At 72.8% G+C, this 16,274-nt stretch carries 17 protein-coding genes; 9 read left to right on the top strand and 8 right to left on the bottom strand.

Annotated features, from left to right (window positions below):
* Nucleotides 1–24: 24 nt before the first annotated feature.
* A complete protein-coding gene (locus ACZ6KO_RS09860; protein WP_469302439.1) occupies nucleotides 25–1,230 on the bottom strand; it encodes a bifunctional adenosylcobinamide kinase/adenosylcobinamide-phosphate guanylyltransferase in 1,206 nt (401 codons plus the stop codon).
* A gap of 116 nt (nucleotides 1,231–1,346) precedes the next feature.
* On the opposite strand from ACZ6KO_RS09860, the gene ACZ6KO_RS09855 reads away from it, so the two are divergent.
* Complete coding sequence (locus ACZ6KO_RS09855; protein ID WP_469302437.1) at nucleotides 1,347–1,559, top strand: hypothetical protein; 213 nt, start codon at nucleotides 1,347–1,349, stop codon at nucleotides 1,557–1,559.
* 92 nt (nucleotides 1,560–1,651) lie between these two features.
* Here the strand turns inward: ACZ6KO_RS09855 and ACZ6KO_RS09850 are convergent, their stop codons facing one another.
* Both ACZ6KO_RS09850 and ACZ6KO_RS09845 read right to left on the bottom strand, forming a co-directional pair.
* A complete protein-coding gene (locus ACZ6KO_RS09850; protein ID WP_469302435.1) occupies nucleotides 1,652–2,125 on the bottom strand; it encodes a hypothetical protein in 474 nt (157 codons plus the stop codon).
* 12 nt (nucleotides 2,126–2,137) lie between these two features.
* Nucleotides 2,138–3,409 carry a helix-turn-helix domain-containing protein gene (locus ACZ6KO_RS09845; RefSeq protein WP_469302432.1) on the bottom strand — a complete coding sequence of 424 codons (1,272 nt, stop codon included), beginning with the start codon at nucleotides 3,407–3,409 and terminating at the stop codon, nucleotides 2,138–2,140.
* A 182-nt stretch (nucleotides 3,410–3,591) separates the two neighbouring features.
* Here ACZ6KO_RS09845 and ACZ6KO_RS09840 point away from each other — a divergent pair, with 182 nt between their 5' ends.
* Together ACZ6KO_RS09840 and ACZ6KO_RS09835 are read left to right on the top strand one after the other, a co-directional pair.
* Complete coding sequence (locus ACZ6KO_RS09840; protein WP_469302429.1) at nucleotides 3,592–3,798, top strand: hypothetical protein; 207 nt, start codon at nucleotides 3,592–3,594, stop codon at nucleotides 3,796–3,798.
* Complete coding sequence (locus ACZ6KO_RS09835; RefSeq protein ID WP_469302426.1) at nucleotides 3,795–4,052, top strand: hypothetical protein; 258 nt, start codon at nucleotides 3,795–3,797, stop codon at nucleotides 4,050–4,052. The genes ACZ6KO_RS09840 and ACZ6KO_RS09835 overlap by 4 nt, the downstream gene beginning before the upstream one ends.
* 110 nt (nucleotides 4,053–4,162) lie before the next feature.
* On the opposite strand, the gene ACZ6KO_RS09830 is transcribed toward ACZ6KO_RS09835, so the two are convergent.
* Nucleotides 4,163–4,924, bottom strand: a complete 762-nt coding sequence (locus tag ACZ6KO_RS09830; protein ID WP_469302424.1) for a class I SAM-dependent methyltransferase — start codon at nucleotides 4,922–4,924, stop codon at nucleotides 4,163–4,165.
* A gap of 41 nt (nucleotides 4,925–4,965) precedes the next feature.
* Nucleotides 4,966–5,574: a DUF3043 domain-containing protein gene (locus ACZ6KO_RS09825; protein WP_469302421.1), complete on the bottom strand. Its 609-nt coding sequence runs from the start codon at nucleotides 5,572–5,574 to the stop codon at nucleotides 4,966–4,968.
* Nucleotides 5,575–5,850: 276 nt separating this feature from the next.
* Between ACZ6KO_RS09825 and ACZ6KO_RS09820 the strand changes: the two genes are divergently transcribed.
* Nucleotides 5,851–6,651, top strand: coding sequence for a PspA/IM30 family protein (locus ACZ6KO_RS09820; RefSeq protein ID WP_469302419.1), 801 nt, complete (start codon nucleotides 5,851–5,853; stop codon nucleotides 6,649–6,651).
* Between the two features lie 14 nt (nucleotides 6,652–6,665).
* Nucleotides 6,666–6,944 (top strand): PspA-associated protein PspAA, encoded by a 279-nt coding sequence (gene pspAA / locus ACZ6KO_RS09815; RefSeq protein WP_469302416.1) that lies wholly within the window; start codon nucleotides 6,666–6,668, stop codon nucleotides 6,942–6,944.
* Here the strand turns inward: pspAA and ACZ6KO_RS09810 are convergent.
* Entirely contained in the window at nucleotides 6,931–7,731 is an 801-nt protein-coding gene (locus tag ACZ6KO_RS09810; protein WP_469302414.1) for a hypothetical protein, read from the bottom strand. The genes pspAA and ACZ6KO_RS09810 overlap by 14 nt on opposite strands.
* Before the next feature lie 68 nt (nucleotides 7,732–7,799).
* On the opposite strand from ACZ6KO_RS09810, the gene ACZ6KO_RS09805 reads away from it, so the two are divergent.
* From ACZ6KO_RS09805 to ACZ6KO_RS09795, 3 genes are all read left to right on the top strand, one after another.
* The gene (locus ACZ6KO_RS09805; protein ID WP_469302411.1) at nucleotides 7,800–8,630 is read left to right on the top strand and encodes an adenosylcobinamide-GDP ribazoletransferase; all 831 of its coding nucleotides are present in this window, start codon (nucleotides 7,800–7,802) and stop codon (nucleotides 8,628–8,630) included.
* Nucleotides 8,631–8,668: 38 nt separating this feature from the next.
* A complete protein-coding gene (locus ACZ6KO_RS09800) occupies nucleotides 8,669–9,412 on the top strand; it encodes a response regulator (protein ID WP_469302408.1) in 744 nt (247 codons plus the stop codon).
* 134 nt (nucleotides 9,413–9,546) lie between these two features.
* Complete coding sequence (locus ACZ6KO_RS09795; RefSeq protein WP_469302406.1) at nucleotides 9,547–12,705, top strand: efflux RND transporter permease subunit; 3,159 nt, start codon at nucleotides 9,547–9,549, stop codon at nucleotides 12,703–12,705.
* Between the two features lie 97 nt (nucleotides 12,706–12,802).
* Here the strand turns inward: ACZ6KO_RS09795 and nadA are convergent, their stop codons facing one another.
* Nucleotides 12,803–13,990 carry a quinolinate synthase NadA gene (gene nadA, locus ACZ6KO_RS09790; protein WP_469302403.1) on the bottom strand — a complete coding sequence of 396 codons (1,188 nt, stop codon included), beginning with the start codon at nucleotides 13,988–13,990 and terminating at the stop codon, nucleotides 12,803–12,805.
* Between the two features lie 307 nt (nucleotides 13,991–14,297).
* On the opposite strand from nadA, the gene ACZ6KO_RS09785 reads away from it, so the two are divergent.
* On the top strand, nucleotides 14,298–14,654 hold the full coding sequence (locus ACZ6KO_RS09785) for an iron-sulfur cluster assembly accessory protein (RefSeq protein WP_028811387.1): 357 nt from the start codon (nucleotides 14,298–14,300) through the stop codon (nucleotides 14,652–14,654).
* Nucleotides 14,655–14,799: 145 nt separating this feature from the next.
* Here the strand turns inward: ACZ6KO_RS09785 and ACZ6KO_RS09780 are convergent, their stop codons facing one another.
* Nucleotides 14,800–16,221: a hypothetical protein gene (locus ACZ6KO_RS09780; RefSeq protein WP_469302400.1), complete on the bottom strand. Its 1,422-nt coding sequence runs from the start codon at nucleotides 16,219–16,221 to the stop codon at nucleotides 14,800–14,802.
* Between the last annotated feature and the right edge of the window lie 53 nt (nucleotides 16,222–16,274).

The raw sequence follows: 16,274 nt of genomic DNA, 5'->3' as shown, positions 1-16,274 counted from the left end.
TTGAACGGCGGGCCGCGCCCGGGCCTATTCCTTGAGAACGAGGGCCGTTCCGGCGACCACCAGCAGGACGTGCTCGCACTCCCCGGCGACCGCCGCGTTCAGCCGCCCCAGCTCGTCGCGGAAACGCCGACCGGAGGCGGTGGCGGGCACGACGCCCGAGCCGACCTCGTTGCTCACGACGACCGCCGTGCGCCGGGTGGCCCGGAAGGCCGCCACCAGCTCGGCGGTGCGCTCCCGCAGCTCCTTCTGCCCCGGGCCCGCCCACGTCTCGTCGTCCCAGGCCCCGGCCCGGTCCATCGCGTCCGTCAGCCACAGCGCCAGACAGTCGATCAGCAGCGGCGGCCCGCCCTCGGTCAGCAGCGGTACCAGCTCGCAGGTCTCCAGCGTCCGCCAGCCGGCCGGCCGCCGCTCGCGGTGCAGCCCCACGCGCTGGGCCCACTCCGCGTCGCCGTCACGGGTACCGCCGGTGGCCACATAGTGCACCTCGGGGAAGGTCTCCAGGCGGCGTTCCGCCTCGTACGACTTGCCCGAGCGCGCCCCGCCCAGCACCAGCGTGCGGCGCGGCAGGTCCGGCACCGCGTGGTACTCGCCGACGATCACCGTCGCCCCGTCCGGCACCGCCCGGGCCCCGGCGGCCGCGCAGCGCCGGTCCAGCTCCGCCCCCGGCGGAGTGCCGTGGTCGAGGTGCACGGCGATCACATCGGTGGCCGGGCCCACCGCGCCGACCGCCCGCAGCCGGGCCAGCGCCTCGGGGCGGCCCAGGACGTCGGCGAGCACCATGTCGTACGGCGGGGCGCCCGGCGCCGCGTCCGCCCCGGCCGGGGCCCCGCCGGGCGGCAGGTACAGCAGCCGGTCCCCGTCCGGCCCGGTGACCTCGTACCCGGTGCCCGGCGCGTCCATCGGCACCGCCCGCACCCGGTGCCCGCTGATCACCGCGAGCTCCCGCCCGTCCGGCACCCGCCCGGCCGCCGGCAGCCCCGGCGGCAGCTCCACGGCGGGCCCGTCGTGCGGGTGCGTCAGCAGCACCTGCCGTACCCCGGCCAGCGAGTGCCCGGCCCGCGCGGCGGCCAGCACCGCCCCGGGCGTCAGGTCGAGCAGCAGCGCCCCGTCGACGAGTACGGCGGTCGCGGCGCGCGCCCGGGTGCCCACGGAGACCGCGCACGCGGCGCAGGGACAGCCGGGGCGGGGCAGTCCTTCGGGTGTGCCGGTGCCCAGCAGAGTCAGTTCCACGTAGAAGATCCTCCCGCGTCGCCGCGCGTGATGCGCGCCCGGTTAGTCTGCGGGGCAGACTCACCAGGAGCCCGGACGGCGAGCGGACGGGCAGCGGACGGGCAACGGAGGCGGACATGGCGTGGACGTGGCGGTTCGAGAAGGCCGACGGTACGGAGGGCGCGCCCGCGGTGGAGCCGGAGGAGTTCACCACGCAGGGGGACGCGGAGTCCTGGATCGGCGAGTACTGGAAGGAGCTGCTGGACGGCGGCATCGAGCGGGTGAAGCTGTCGGACGACGCCGGCACGGAGCTCTACACGATGAGCCTGCGCGACGCGGTCGACGCCTGACCCCCCGCCCCGCTCCGGTCCCTGTGACCTGAACGCACACGGCCCCGCTCCGGCCCACGGACCGGAGCGGGGCCGTGTCGGTGTGCGGCGATTCAGCGGCTCGCGCCCTCGGGCCACAGGACGCGCACCGGAACGCCGGTCCGTTCGGCGTACGCGACGACATCGGCGGTGCCGCCGTACCCCCATGCCTGCCTGCCGTCCCAGACCGCGATCAGCTCATCGACCAGGCCCACGAGAACCTCGCTGCCGGCCATGTGCGCAGCCGGGTCGGAGGCCGCCATGCCGGTGTGGTGGATCTCGGACGCGCGGCGCGTCAACTCGTCGTACGCCGGCCAGTGCTCCTCGGGAAGGCCCCCTCGGTACTCCTCCGCCGGAATCACCACCTCCAGGCGCCCGCCGTGAGCGAGTACGTACTGGGCGAACCACGCATCGGGACCGTCTGCGATGCAGGAGACGCCTACCAGGTCGGCGCCGCCGTAACCTGTCACCGCGGCTTCGAGGAGTTTGCGTACCTTCTGCTCGACCTCGGTGCTCAGCCCCCGATGGCCGGTGATTCCCACACGCATGGCGCATTTCCCCTACAGGTAGACATCGTGCAACCGCTCGTCGAAGTCGCGGACCACCTTCGGTGGTGATGCGGTCCGGTACGAGCGTCGGACCGCGCGAGCGCGGTCGACGATCCTTCCGGAACGGTACTGGAGTCCGGTCTCCAGCGCGCGGGACGCCAACGCGAACGCGGCCTCCACGCGGCCTGCCGCCAGGTGGCCGGTGGCGACGTCGAGCACCAGAAGGGCCCGCTGCTTGGCGTGACCGGTCGCGAGCGCCTCGGTGTCCGCCTCCAGCACCCAGGACGGCAGCCCGAGCCGGGCCCCGCATGTGACACGAGCTGCCGCCACCTTGGTCTCGTCGAAGGTGAACACCCACGGCCACGGCGGAGGTTCCTCGGTGTCCAATCGCGCGACCTGAGCCCTGCTCGCGGTCAGCGCCCGGTCCGCGGCCCGCTCATTCCCGGCAGCGGCGTGGGCCGTGGCCTCGACCGAAGACAACCACGCGTCAGCCACCGCGGGCCTTCGCTCATCGAGGTACCCGCGAGCCGCCCGCGTCCAGTTCAGTGCCTGGACCCCGTTGCCCGCATCTGCCTCGAACTGGGCCATGCTCCCGGCCTGGTAGGCGGTGAGCAGAGGGTCACCGGCCGCGCGAGCCGCTTTGATCGCCGACCCGTACCACGTACGGGTCGAGCCGTGGTCGCCCATGTCCCAGGACAGCCACCCGACCAGGCTTGCCGCCTCGCTGCCCGCGGCTGCCAGTCGGGACCGTTGCCGCTCGTCGCCCGCCGCCCTGCTCACGTGCTGTACGAGCCGCAGGTGGGATCTGACCGCCTCGGCCAGTTCGCGGGAGGGAGTGGATCCGTCCAGGCGTCGGTAGGAGGCGGTGCCGAGTCTCAGGGTCGCTGCTTGACCAGCGCCTTCGCCCGGGTCGGGGAGGGCGGACAGGGCTGGGGCGGCAACGACCGCAGCCGCTCCGCCGAGGAAGTTCCGTCGTTCCACGTGCTCGAACCCATCTCGTACTGCCGCGTCCGCGAGACCTACGAGGGGCCCGGGGATGCCCAGGTGTACGGCTATCGCCGCGAGGGCATCCGTCGTGTACGCCCCGGGGCCGCGCTTCTCCAACCGGGAGACGGCCGACTGGGACAGCCCGCAGGCCTGCCCCAACTGGGTCTGCGTCATTCGGGCGTCCTTCCGGACCAGCTCGATGACCTTCCCGTAGTCCTTCGCCCGGGACGCTTCTCTGACCGCCGGCGAAATGCTCAACATCCCCCCAGCCTCGGGATCGACCAGCTCCGTGCACATGCCCGTACCCGCTGCGCGCATACCCGTATGCGCATCCCGCATCGCAGATGCTCCCACGTCCGCTCACGGCCGTTGACTGGTCACAGACGCCTGACGGTCATGACCGCTTCAGGCGACACCCCGCGATGCCCGGCGCCGAGATCGGGCCGCACCACCCGCTGACGACGGCAGGGAGCACCGTTATGGAAGTCCGTGAGACCGGCATGTCGACGTTCGGGCATGTGCCGCACCGGCTGCTCGGGCAGCGGGTCGTGGACACCCGGTCGCTGAGGGAGGGCGAGCTGCGGGCCGTCGTGGCCGGCGACGACGGCGGCCTCACGGCGTACATCCGGGGACGGGACCACCGGGAGTTCGAGGCCCCGCTCGCCTGTGTGCGGGCCGCCACGTGAGCGGGTGGCGGAGCCTGGCCCGGATGGAGGCCGAGGCCGCGAACCTCTTGGTGACGGGTCTCGGGCTGGAGGCACGCGCCTCCCCCGCCCACCCGGGCGGCATCTGCCGCACCGTCACCGTGCCGTGCCCCGCGTGCCGGCGGCCGGGCGCTCTGCAACGGCGGTTCGGCTCCACCTTCGTCCACTGCGCCCGCTGCTCGGCCGGCTTCGGGATCGCGCACGATCCGGTGCGCTGCTGGGAGCCGCTGCGATGACCGGCGGCCCGCTGAACGCCCGAAGGGGCGCCCCCCGCACCGGGGGGCGCCCCTTCGTCGTACGCCGGACCCTGAGGGTCCGTGAAATCCGTCGGAGCCGGAGCGGGAGGTCAGCCGCCGCGGACGCCGCAGAGGTGGAGCAGCGCCGCCACCCCTCGGTAGGGGTCGGTACGGCCGGCCCGCTCCTCGGCGGTCAGCAGCCGCTCCAGCTCGGCCTCCGGCGGCAGCTGCTCGGCGGCCTCGGTGCCGTCGGTGAAGACCCGCACCCCGTACCACGCCGACAGCGGCGCCCCGATCCCGGACAGCGTGGACGTCAGGTCCCCCAGCCGGTCCGCCCGGACGTCCAGCCCGAGCCGGTTGGTGTACGCGGTCGTGTCGAAGGCGGTCAGGGCCGTGGCCCAGTCGCCGGCCATCCCCGGCCGCATCGCCAGCGCGTCCCCGTTGCGGACCAGCAGCGACAGCAGACCGCCCGGGGCCAGCATCCGCGCCAGCCCGGCGAGCATGCCGTCCCGCTCGGGCACGTACATCAGCACCCCGTGGCACAGCACGACGTCGAAGCTGCCCGGAAGGAAGTGCGCGCCGGTCTCCCGGCCGTCGCCCTCCAGCAGCCGGACCCGCTCCCGGATCCCGGCCGGCTCCCGCTCCAGCGCGTCGCGCGCCACGTCGAGCATGCCGGGGTCCTGCTCCAGCCCGGTGACCTGGTGGCCGGCCCGGGCCAGCCGCAGCGCCTGCGTGCCCTGGCCCATGCCCACGTCGAGGACCCGCAGCCGCTGCCCCACGGGGAAGCGCTGTGCGATCTGCTCCTCGATCTGGCGCCCTACGAGCTCTTGCCGGACCGCGTTGCGCAGACCCCCCAGACCCTCCAGCCACAACCGGGAACCCCCGGTGAAAGCGTCCGGGCCCCCCGCTGCGCTCAGGGCCGTTCCCCGCGCTTGACCTGCGGCTTCGGCAGTCGCAGCCGACGCATCTGGAGGGTGCGCATCAGGCCGTACGCGGCGGCGCCGCGCTTGGGCTCGTCCGGGAACCGCTCGTTGAGCGCGCGGCGCAGGCGGATGAACAGGGCGATCGAGTCGACGATGATCAGCGCGATCACACCGAGCCACAGCGTCAGCGCGATGGTCTGGATCGAGGGGACCTTGATCATGGTGAGCACGAGGATGACCACCGCGAGCGGCAGGAACATCTCGGCCACCGAGAAGCGGGAGTCCACGTAGTCGCGGACGAACCTGCGCACCGGGCCCTTGTCGCGGGCCGGCAGGTAGCGCTCGTCGCCGTTGGCCAGCGCCTCCCGCTGCCTGGCCATCTCGACGCGGCGGCGTTCGCGGGCGCGCTTGGCGTCCTCCTTGCGATTGCCGGTCGAGGCCACGACCGCCTTGCGCTGCGACTGGGCCACAGCACGCTTCGGCGTCGGGCGGCCCTTGGGGGCCTGCGGGTCACGGGGCTGCGAGGGGTCAGCGGTCACCTTGTCGGTGGCGGCTGCCTTCTCTTCCTTGGACGAACGGCTACCAAACACAAAACCCAAGGGTACGGGGTCGCGGGGTTGCACCCCCACCCCGGAGGGGAACGATCCCGCAACGGCGGGCGTCTTCCTTGATGGGACGGGAGTGCTTCTCACGTTCCTCGCGGTTCTTCTCGGGGGACTACCTACTCCTTACGCCTGACATGGGCGGTGGTGTAGTCGTCCTGGAGGAGGAGCGCATCCGCCCGCGAACAGTGCGGTAATGGAGACAGGGCCCTTACTGTGGGTTCTGTTGATGACCTGAGGCCGAAGTCCGTCAGAAGGGGGCGCGCGAAGCCCATGAGCGGTGTGATGAAGCGTATGGGGATGATCTTCCGCGCGAAGGCGAACAAGGCCCTTGACCGGGCCGAGGACCCGCGCGAGACCCTCGACTACTCGTACCAGAAGCAGCTGGAGCTGCTCCAGAAGGTGCGCCGCGGTGTCGCCGACGTCGCGACCTCCCGCAAGCGCCTGGAGCTGCAGCTGAACCAGCTCCAGGGCCAGTCGGCCAAGCTGGAGGACCAGGGCCGCAAGGCCCTCGCCCTGGGCCGCGAGGACCTGGCGCGCGAGGCCCTCTCCCGCCGTGCCTCGCTCCAGCAGCAGGTCAGCGACCTGGAGGTGCAGCACCAGACCCTCCAGGGCGAGGAGGAGAAGCTGACGCTGGCGGCGCAGCGCCTCCAGGCCAAGGTGGACGCCTTCCGTACGAAGAAGGAGACCATCAAGGCCACCTACACCGCGGCCCAGGCCCAGACCCGGATCGCGGAGTCCTTCTCCGGCATCTCCGAGGAGATGAGCGACGTCGGCGTGGCCATCCAGCGGGCGGAGGACAAGACCGCCCAGCTCCAGGCCCGGGCCGGCGCGATCGACGAGCTGCTGGCCTCCGGCGCCCTGGACGACCAGTCCGGCCTCGGTTCCAAGGACGACATCCAGGCCGAGCTGGACCGCCTCTCCGGCGGCACGGACGTTGAGCTGGAGCTCCAGCGGATGAAGGCCGAGCTGGCGGGCGGCCCGTCGGCGCAGCAGCAGGCCATCGAGGGCGGCACCCCCGGTGCCGCGCAGCAGCAGTCGCAGCAGAGCCCGCACCGGTTCGACAAGCAGTAGGACAGGGGCCCGTCATGATTGTCCGCATCATGGGGGAAGGGCAGGTCAGGCTCGCCGACGCACACGTCGCGGAGCTGAACGCGCTGGACGACGAGCTCCTGGAGGAGATGGAGTCCGGTGACGAGGCGGGGTTCCGGCGCACGCTGGAGGCCTTGCTGGACGCCGTACGCCGGCTCGGCAGCCCGCTGCCGGACGACGCGCTGGAGCCGTCGGAGCTGATCCTGCCGGCGCCGGACGCGACGCTGGACGAGGTCCGGGAGATGCTCAGCGACGACGGGCTCATTCCCGGCTGATCCCCGGCGGCTCCGGACGGTCGTGGTCCGGAGCCGGGTCCGGGGTCTTCTCCGGGTCCGGGGCGCCTCCGATGAAGTCCTGGAACCGGCGGCGCGGACCCGCCCAGCGGCGGTCGTGGTGGAAGGCGCGCAGCCCGGCCCTGGCCCGGGCGCGCGGCCGGTTGGCGTAGAACCGGTTCGCGTACGGGGACCCGGGCCGGGCCAGCCGGACCGCGCCGATCAGCGCGACGAACGGGACCACGGTGCCCACCAGCGCCGTGCGTGCCTTGCCCTTCCACAGGGCGACCAGGGCCAGGAAGAAGTTCAGGGCGGTGTTCATGACCACCAGCCCGCGGTTGTGCCGCTCGTCGGCGGTCAGCTCGTTGACCCCGAAGGGCAGAAAACCGCCGAGGACCAGCGCCACCAGCGCCGCGGTCAGCACGACGATCTCCACGCTCTTGCGGCCCTGCTCGCTCCAGTAGACGTCGTCGAGGTGCAGGATCAGCGCGAACTCGTCCAGGACCAGGCCCGCGCCCAGCCCGAACAGCACGGCGGAGAGCATCGCCCCGAAGCTGTTCCCGGTGCTGCCGACCGCCCCGAAACCGCCGATGATCACCAGGACCACGCCGGGCACCACGTGGTGGACGTGCAGCCCGCCCGGGGTGATGTTCTTGAACGGCCCCCGCCCGGCCCGGATCAGCCGGGTGATGGTCCGGGTGACCAGGAACGACATCACGAACGAGACGAGCGCCAGCAGCAGCGGCAGCTTCCCCGGTTCGACGATGTTCCGGTACCACCAGTGACCCATGCCCAGCTCCCCATGTGGTGCGTAAGGGGCAATTTACCGGCTGCTTCGAACAGGTAGCGTTCGCCGGGATGACCGGATCCCCGCCCCCGCCGCCCCCCGCTCCCGCGTCCCCGGCCCCGGAGCGCGCCTCGCTGCTCGACGGCGTCCGCTTCGCCTTCGGCACGCTCACCGTGCTGCCCGCCCGCATCACGCGGTGGGACCGGCCCGCGGCGCGCACCGGCATGGTGTGCGCCCCGCTGGCCGGGCTGGTCGTCGGGCTCTGCGCCGCGGCCCTCGGCACCGCCCTGGTCCTGCTGTCCGCGGGCCCGCTGCTGGCCGCCGTCGCCACCGTCGCCGTCCCCGCCGCCCTGACCCGCGGGCTGCACCTGGACGGCCTGGCCGACACCGCCGACGGCCTGGGCAGCGCCAAGCCCGCCGAGACCGCCCTGCGGATCATGAAGCAGTCCGACATCGGCCCCTTCGGCGTCATCACCCTGCTCCTGGTCCTCCTGACCCAGGTCGCCGCGCTGTACGACCTCTACGCCGGCGGCTGGGCGCCCGGCGCCCTGGCCGCCGTGACCGCCGCCGTGACCGCCCGCCTCGCCCTGACCCTCGCCGCCCGCTCCGGCGTCCCCGCGGCCCGGCCCGGCGGCCTGGGCGCCGCGGTCGCCGGTGTGGTCCCGGGCCCGGCCGCGGCGGCCCTCGCCGTCCTCACCGCGCTCGCCGCGGCCGCCGCCGCCCTGCCGCTCGGCCTGCCGGCCGCCGTCCAGCACGCGGGCGCGGTCCTGGCGGGACTGGCCGCCGCCGAACTGCTGCTGCGGCGCTGCGTCCGCCGCCTCGACGGGGTCACCGGGGACGTCTTCGGCGCCGTCGAGGAGACCGCCACGACCTGTGCCCTGGTCGTCCTCGCGCTGGGCTGACCGCCCCCGGGCGGGCGGGGCGACGTACGCTCTGGTCCGTGGAACACCCCCTGCCCCCGCCGGAAGAACAGTCCCCGGACCCGTCGGCGACGCCCATCAGGGTGCTGCTCGCCGACGACCAGGCGCTCCTGCGCAGCGCCTTCAAGGTGCTCATCGACTCCGAACCCGGCATGCGCGTCGTGGGGGAGGCCTCCGACGGCGCGCAGGCCTGCGCGCTCGCCCGGGAGCTGAAGGCCGACGTGGTGCTCATGGACATCCGGATGCCCGGCACCGACGGCCTCGCCGCCACCCGCGCGATCAGCGCCGACCCGGAGCTGGCGGACGTCCGCGTGGTGATGCTGACGACCTTCGAGGTGGACGAGTACGTCGTCCAGGCCCTGCGCGCGGGGGCGTCCGGGTTCCTCGGCAAGGGCGCCGAACCCGAGGAACTGCTGAACGCCATCCGCATCGCCCACGCCGGCGAGGCGCTGCTGTCCCCGGCCGCCACCAAGGGCCTGATCGCCACCTTCCTCGCCCAGGGCGGCCGCTCCGGCCCCGCCGACGGGGTCCCCGACGGCGCCCGCGCCCAGCGGCTGGCCGCGCTCACCGGACGCGAGCGCGAGGTGCTCGTCCTGGTCGCGGCCGGGCTGTCGAACGACGAGATCGCCGGACGGCTGGAGGTCAGCCCGCTCACCGTCAAGACCCACGTCAACCGGGCCATGGCCAAGCTCGGTGCCCGTGACCGGGCGCAATTGGTGGTCATCGCGTACGAATCGGGACTTGTCCGCCCGCGCGCGGAGTAGCCGGGCGCCGAGATGCGTACTGCGTTCGCGGTATGCGTGAGATAAGGACGCGACCTGGGGCCGAGGTCCCGGTGCCACCCGGTGGGATGGGATGGGAGGGACCAGCTTTCGGCCACAGCAGAGAGATCCCACCCATGTCCTGGCTGTCCCGCTTCAGCCTCGCCCAACGCGCGCTGATCGGACTCGTGTCGATCGTCGCGCTCCTCTTCGGCGTCATAGCCATCCCGCAGCTCAAGCAGCAGCTGCTGCCCTCCATCGAACTCCCGATGGTCTCCGTGCTCGCGCCGTACCAGGGCGCCTCGCCCGACGTGGTCGAGAAGCAGGTCGTCGAACCGATCGAAGGCGCCCTCAAGGGCGTCGACGGGATCACCGGCATCACCTCCACCGCGACCGAGGGCAACGCCCTGATCCGCGCCACCTTCGACTACGGCGACTCCGGCACCAAGCAGCTCGTCGCCGACGTCCAGCAGGCCGTCAACCGGGTCCGCGCCACGCTGCCCGCCGACGTCGACCCGCAGGTCGTGGCCGGCTCGACCGACGACATCCCCACCGTCGTCCTCGCCGTCACCTCCGACAAGGACCAGCAGGCCCTCGCCGACCAGCTTCAGCGCACCGTCGTCCCGGCCCTGGAGGACATCGACGGCGTCGGCCAGGTCACCGTCGACGGCGTGCAGGACCTCCAGGTCGCCGTCACCCCCGACACCGCCAAGCTCGCCGCCGCCGGCCTCGACGCCGGCAAGCTGGGCGAGGCCCTCAAGGCGGGCGGCGCGACCGTCCCGGCGGGCTCCCTCGACGAGGCCGGCCAGAACCGCACCGTCCGCGTCGGCGGCGGCTACACCTCCCTGGCCCAGGTCCAGGACCTGCGGCTGAGCGCCGGCACCGGCAAGGGCGCCGTCCGGCTCGGCGACGTCGCCACCGTCACCCAGCAGCCCGCCAAGGCGGTCTCGCTGACCCGCACCAACGGCAAGCCCAGCCTCGCCGTCGTCATGACGATGGACAAGGACGGCAGCGCCGTCGCCATCTCCGACGCCGTCACCGCCAAGCTGCCCGGGCTGCGCGCGGACCTCGGCTCCGGCGCCGCCCTGACCGTCGTCAGCGACCAGGGCCCGGCCGTGGCCACCGCCATCTCCAGCCTCACCACCGAGGGCCTGCTCGGCCTGCTCTTCGCGGTGATCGTGATCCTGGTCTTCCTGGCCTCGCTGCGCTCGACGCTGGTCACCGCGGTCTCCATCCCGCTGTCCGTCGTCCTCGCGCTCATCGTGCTGTGGACCCGCGACCTGTCGCTGAACATGCTCACCCTCGGCGCGCTCACCATCGCCATCGGCCGCGTCGTCGACGACTCGATCGTGGTCCTGGAGAACATCAAGCGCCACCTCGGCTACGGCGAGGAGCGCGAGAGCGCGATCATCGCCGCCGTCAAGGAGGTCGCCGGCGCGGTCACCTCCTCCACCCTGACCACCGTCGCCGTCTTCCTCCCCATCGGGCTGGTCGGCGGCATGGTCGGCGAGCTCTTCGGCTCCTTCTCGCTGACCGTCACCGCCGCCCTGCTGGCGTCCCTGCTGGTCTCGCTGACCGTCGTACCGGTGCTGGCGTACTGGTTCCTGCGCGCCCCCAAGGGCACCGCCGAGGACCCGGCCCGGGCCCGCCGCGAGGCCGAGGAGAAGGAGGCCCGCAGCCGGCTCCAGCGCCTGTACGTGCGGGTGCTGGGCTTCGCCACCCGGCGCCGCCTGACCAGTGTGGTCATCGCCGTCGTGGTGCTCCTGGGCACCTTCGGCATGACCCCGCTGCTGAAGACCAACTTCTTCGACCCGGGCGAGCAGAAGGTCCTCACCCTCAAGCAGGAGCTGGCCCCCGGCACCTCGCTGGCCGCCTCCGACGCGGCCGCCCAGAAGGTCGAGAAGGTCCTCGCCGACACCGACGGCGTCAAGGACTACCAGGTCACCGTCGGTTCCTCCGGCTTCCTCGCGGCCTTCGGCGGCGGTACGGGCTCCAACCAGGCCTCGTACCAGATCACCCTGAAGGACTCGGCCTCCGCCGAGGACACCGTCCGCCGCATCGAGAAGGGCCTGGCCGGCCTCGACGGCATCGGCGAGACCAACGTCGTGGCCGGCGAGGCCTTCGGCAACCAGGACCTCAGCGTGGTCGTCAAGGCCGCCGACGCGGCGGTGCTGGCGAAGGCCGCCGAGCAGGTCCGCGCCGAGGTGGCCGGCCTGAAGGACGTCACCAACGTCCAGAGCGACCTGTCCCAGTCGGTGCCCCGGATCTCCGTCACCGCCACCCCCAAGGCCGCCGAGGCGGGCCTGGACCAGACGATGCTGGGCGGCATCGTCGCCCAGGCCGTCCACGGGATCCCGGCCGGCAAGGCCGTCCTGGACAACACCGAGCGGGACATCGTCATCACCTCCGCGCAGCCCGCCAGGACCCTGGCCGAGCTCCAGGCGCTGCCCGTCGGCCCGCTCCGGCTCGGTGACGTCGCCGAGGTCGAGGAGGTGCCCGGTCCGGTCGGCATGACCCGTATCGACGGCGCCCGCGCCGCGACCGTCACGGCCAAGCCGACCGGCGACAACACCGGCGCGGTCAGCTCCGCCCTGCAGACCAAGCTGAAGGCCCTGGACCTGCCCGACGGCGCCACCGCCTCGATCGGCGGGGTCTCCGAGGACCAGGACGAGGCGTTCGCACAGCTGGGGCTGGCCATGTTCGCGGCCATCGCCATCGTGTTCATGCTGCTGGTCGCGACCTTCAAGTCGCTGGTCCAGCCGCTGATCCTGCTGGTGTCCATCCCGTTCGCGGCCACCGGCGCGCTCGGCCTGCTCATCGTCACCGGCACCCCGATGGGTGTCCCGGCGATGATCGGCATGCTGATGCTCATCGGCATCGTGGTCACCAACGCGATCGTCCTGATCGACCTCGTCAACCAGTACCGCGCCCAGGGCCTGGGCGTCGTCGAGGCGGTCGTCGAGGGCGGCCGGCACCGGCTGCGCCCCATCCTGATGACGGCCCTGGCGACGATCTTCGCCCTGCTGCCGATGGCGCTCGGCGTCACCGGCGAGGGCGGGTTCATCTCCCAGCCGCTCGCGGTGGTCGTGATCGGCGGCCTGATCAGCTCCACCCTGCTCACGCTGCTCCTGGTGCCGACCCTCTACACGATGGTCGAGCTGCGCAAGGAGCGCCGCCGGCAGAAGCGGGCCGCGAAGCGGGCCGGCCGGCTGACGGTGGTCCCGGCCGCGGACACGCCGGCCTCGTCGGGTACCTCGTCGGGCTCCTCGCCGGACGACGACCCGGTCCGGGTCTGACGGAGCCGAGGGCCCTTCGGGGTCCGGAGTACGACGAAGGGGCGCCCCCCCGGTGCGGGGGGCGCCCCTTCGGGCGTTCAGCGGGGCGGGCCGGGCGTTACGGCAGCGCCAGCATCCGCTCCAGCGCGAGCTTGGCGAAGCTCTCGGTCTCCTTGTCGACCTGGATCTGGTTGACCAGCGTGCCCTCGGCGAGGGATTCCAGGGTCCACACCAGGTGGGGCAGGTCGATGCGGTTCATCGTCGAGCAGAAGCAGACCGTGCGGTCGAGGAAGACGACGTCCTTGCCCTCCGGGGCGAATCGATTCGCCAGGCGCTTGACCAGGTTCAGCTCGGTGCCTATCGCCCACTTCGAGCCGGCCGGGGCCGCCTCCAGGGTCTTGATGATGTACTCCGTCGAGCCGACGTGGTCCGCGGCCGCCACGACCTCGTGCTTGCACTCGGGGTGGACCAGCACGTTCACGCCCGGGATGCGCTCGCGCACGTCGTTGACCGAGTCCAGCGAGAACCGGCCGTGCACCGAGCAGTGGCCCCGCCACAGGATCATCTTCGCCGCGCGCAGCTGCTCGGCGGTCAGACCGCCGCCCGGCTTGTGCGGGTTGTAGACGACGCAGTCCTCCAGCGACATGCCCATGTCGCGGACGGCGGTGTTGCGGCCCAGGTGCTGGTCGGGGAGGAACAGGATCTTCTCGCCCTGCCCGAACGCCCACTCCAGGGCCTTCTTCGCGTTGGACGACGTACAGATCGTGCCGCCGTGCTTGCCGGTGAAGGCCTTGATGTCGGCGGAGGAGTTCATGTACGACACCGGCACGGTGACGTCGGCGACACCGGCCTCGGTCAGCACGTCCCAGCACTCGGCGACCTGCTCGGCGGTGGCCATGTCGGCCATCGAGCAGCCGGCGGCCAGGTCCGGGAGGACCACCTTCTGGTCGTCGCCGGTCAGGATGTCGGCCGACTCCGCCATGAAGTGCACGCCGCAGAAGACGATGTACTCGGCCTCCGGCCGGGCGGCCGCGTCCCGGGCCAGCTTGAAGGAGTCACCGGTGACGTCCGCGAACTCGATGACCTCGTCGCGCTGGTAGTGGTGGCCGAGGATGAAGACCTTGTTCCCGAGCTTCTCCTTGGCCGCGCGGGCGCGCGCCACCAGGTCCGGGTCCGACGGCGAGGGCAGGTCGCCCGGGCACTCGACACCCCGCTCGCTCCGGGGGTCGGCCTCGCGGCCGAGCAGCAGCAGGGCGAGGGGCGTCGGCTGGACGTCCAAAGGCTGGGCGGTGGTCACGACACGCACCCTTTCTGTTCCGCGACGACGAGATCTCGGTCCTGGCCGGTCCAGGAAGATGCGACTTCTCGTCTATTTGACGCTATCTATCATAGCCGTTTCATGTCACTTTGACGATGGCGATAGTGTCGATGTGACGAATTCGCCGTCCCCGGGCGAGCGGCTCCACCGCTCCGCCCGGGTGTGCGAGCATGAATGTCTGAAACAAGCGTCAGGCCCGGAATGAATCCGCGGCCGCGTCGGTTGCAGCCGACGGCAAGAGTCCGACGTTTCCCTGCCCCGGCGGGGAGCCGCCCCACTTCGGGAGTGAATGCAGATGTCCGTTCAGGACGACAAGACCACTGTGAGCGACGGCATCCTCCTGTCCGACGCCGCCGCCGCCAAGGTCAAGGCCCTGCTCGACCAGGAAGGCCGGGAGGACCTGGCACTGCGCGTCGCCGTCCAGCCCGGTGGCTGCTCGGGCCTGCGCTACCAGCTCTTCTTCGACGAGCGCTCGCTCGACGGTGACGTGGTGAAGGACTTCGACGGTGTGAAGGTCGTCACCGACCGCATGAGCGCCCCGTACCTGGGCGGCGCCTCCATCGACTTCGTCGACACCATCGAGAAGCAGGGCTTCACGATCGACAACCCGAACGCCACGGGCTCCTGCGCCTGCGGCGACTCCTTCAGCTAAGGCTCAGCCGTGCGTGAGCCGCGCCTGTAGCGGTACGCGAGGGGCCCCGCCGGAATCGTCCGGCGGGGCCCCTCGCGTATGCCGCCAGGCCCCTCGCGTATGCCGTCGAGGCCCCTCGCGCATGGCCGCGGGCCGGTGTCCGCGCTCAGGAGGCGCGCGGCAGCTCCTTGGCGGTCTTCGCGTCGATCACCTTCCGGTTCCCGAGCGGCTCCTGGAGCGTCACCGACCGGGACATCTCCTCCGCGATCAGGATGCACGCACGGCCCGGCTCCCGCGGCGTATCGGTGATCTTGACCAGCACGGACGCCGCGCTCTCGCGCGCCTCGAGGGCGTAGTCGCTGCACACCCCGCCCCAGAAGTGCACCGTCAGCTTCCGGTCGCTCTCGCTGTACGAGAATCCGGGCACCGTCTGGCCACCGCCGTTACCGCCGCCGCCGTCCGCCGGTGCCTCCGCGGCGGCCGGCTGCGCCACCGTGTGCCCGGCCGCGGTGCCCTGGCCGGCCACCTCGAACAGCCAGGCCGGCACCAGGCCCCGGCCGCCGTCCACCGTGCCCGGGGCCAGCCCCAGCACCGCCTTGGCCACCTGCTCCGTCCGCGGCGGCTTCATCGGCCGCGGCTCGGGGTTGCAGGGCAGCGGGCCGTCGGAGGACACCGGGGCGTCCGGCTCCAGCGGCACCGACGTGGCGCAGCCGCTCGGATCCGGGTTCCGCACCGGGCCCGAACGTCCGTTGAGCCGCTTCAGTGCCTCCTCGGCCCCGATCACCGGCCGGTCGGCGGTCTTCACGGGGGCCTTCAGCTCACCGCTGCCGCCCACCACCTGGCCGTCCGCGCCCACGTTCACCTTGGTGGCCCAGCCCTGCGTGGGCAGCCCGCCGATCACCGGGTCGGCGCTGACCACGCGCACGGCGCCCTGGGTGAGCCGGGCGTCCAGCCGCGCGCCGCTCTGCCCGACCGCCGTCAGCACCGCGGCCGCGGCCGTCTTCGCCGCCTCCTCGGGCACCGCCTTGCCCGGGTTCCCCTCGGCGGGCGGCACCGGACCGCAGGTGTCCTTGCCCTTCTGGCAGTTGTCCCCGCCGCCCAGCTGGGCGTGCGTGTACGTCCAGGAGCCCGGCGCCTTGCGGGTCACCTGGAGCCGCGGGCCGGAGGAGTCCCGGACCGTGCCGGCCTGCCACACCTCGCCCGACAGCCGGGGCTCGCCCTCGATCCCGAGCGCCGCCGCCAGCCGGGCCACCTCCTCCTTGGACACCTCGCCGTCCGCCTTGAACGCGGGCGCGGACGCGGGCCCCTGCGGCAGCGGTCCGGTGGCCTCGTACGTCACCCCGCCGCCGGACGGGTCGGGCTCACCGGGCGCGATGCCGGGCGTGGAGGCGGCCGGGCGGGGCGCCGTCCGCAGGGAGGCCGCGGCGTCCGCCGTATCGGCGCGTTCGCTGCTGCTGCCCTGGGCCGTCGTCGCCCAGTACGCCGTACCGCCGCCCGCCAGCAGCACGGCCGCCGCGATCGAGCCGACCGCCCAGTGCCGCCGCCGTCGGTGGGGGTGAGGGGTGGTGTGCTGCTGGTCGCTGGTCACCGCATCGCTCCTTCGCCGTGTGGCTGATGCGGGTGTGACGCGACGCCGTCCGT

It is taken from the genome of Streptomyces sp. NPDC042102, from assembly GCF_055582305.1.
This window is presented reverse-complemented; position numbering and strand designations above follow the sequence as displayed.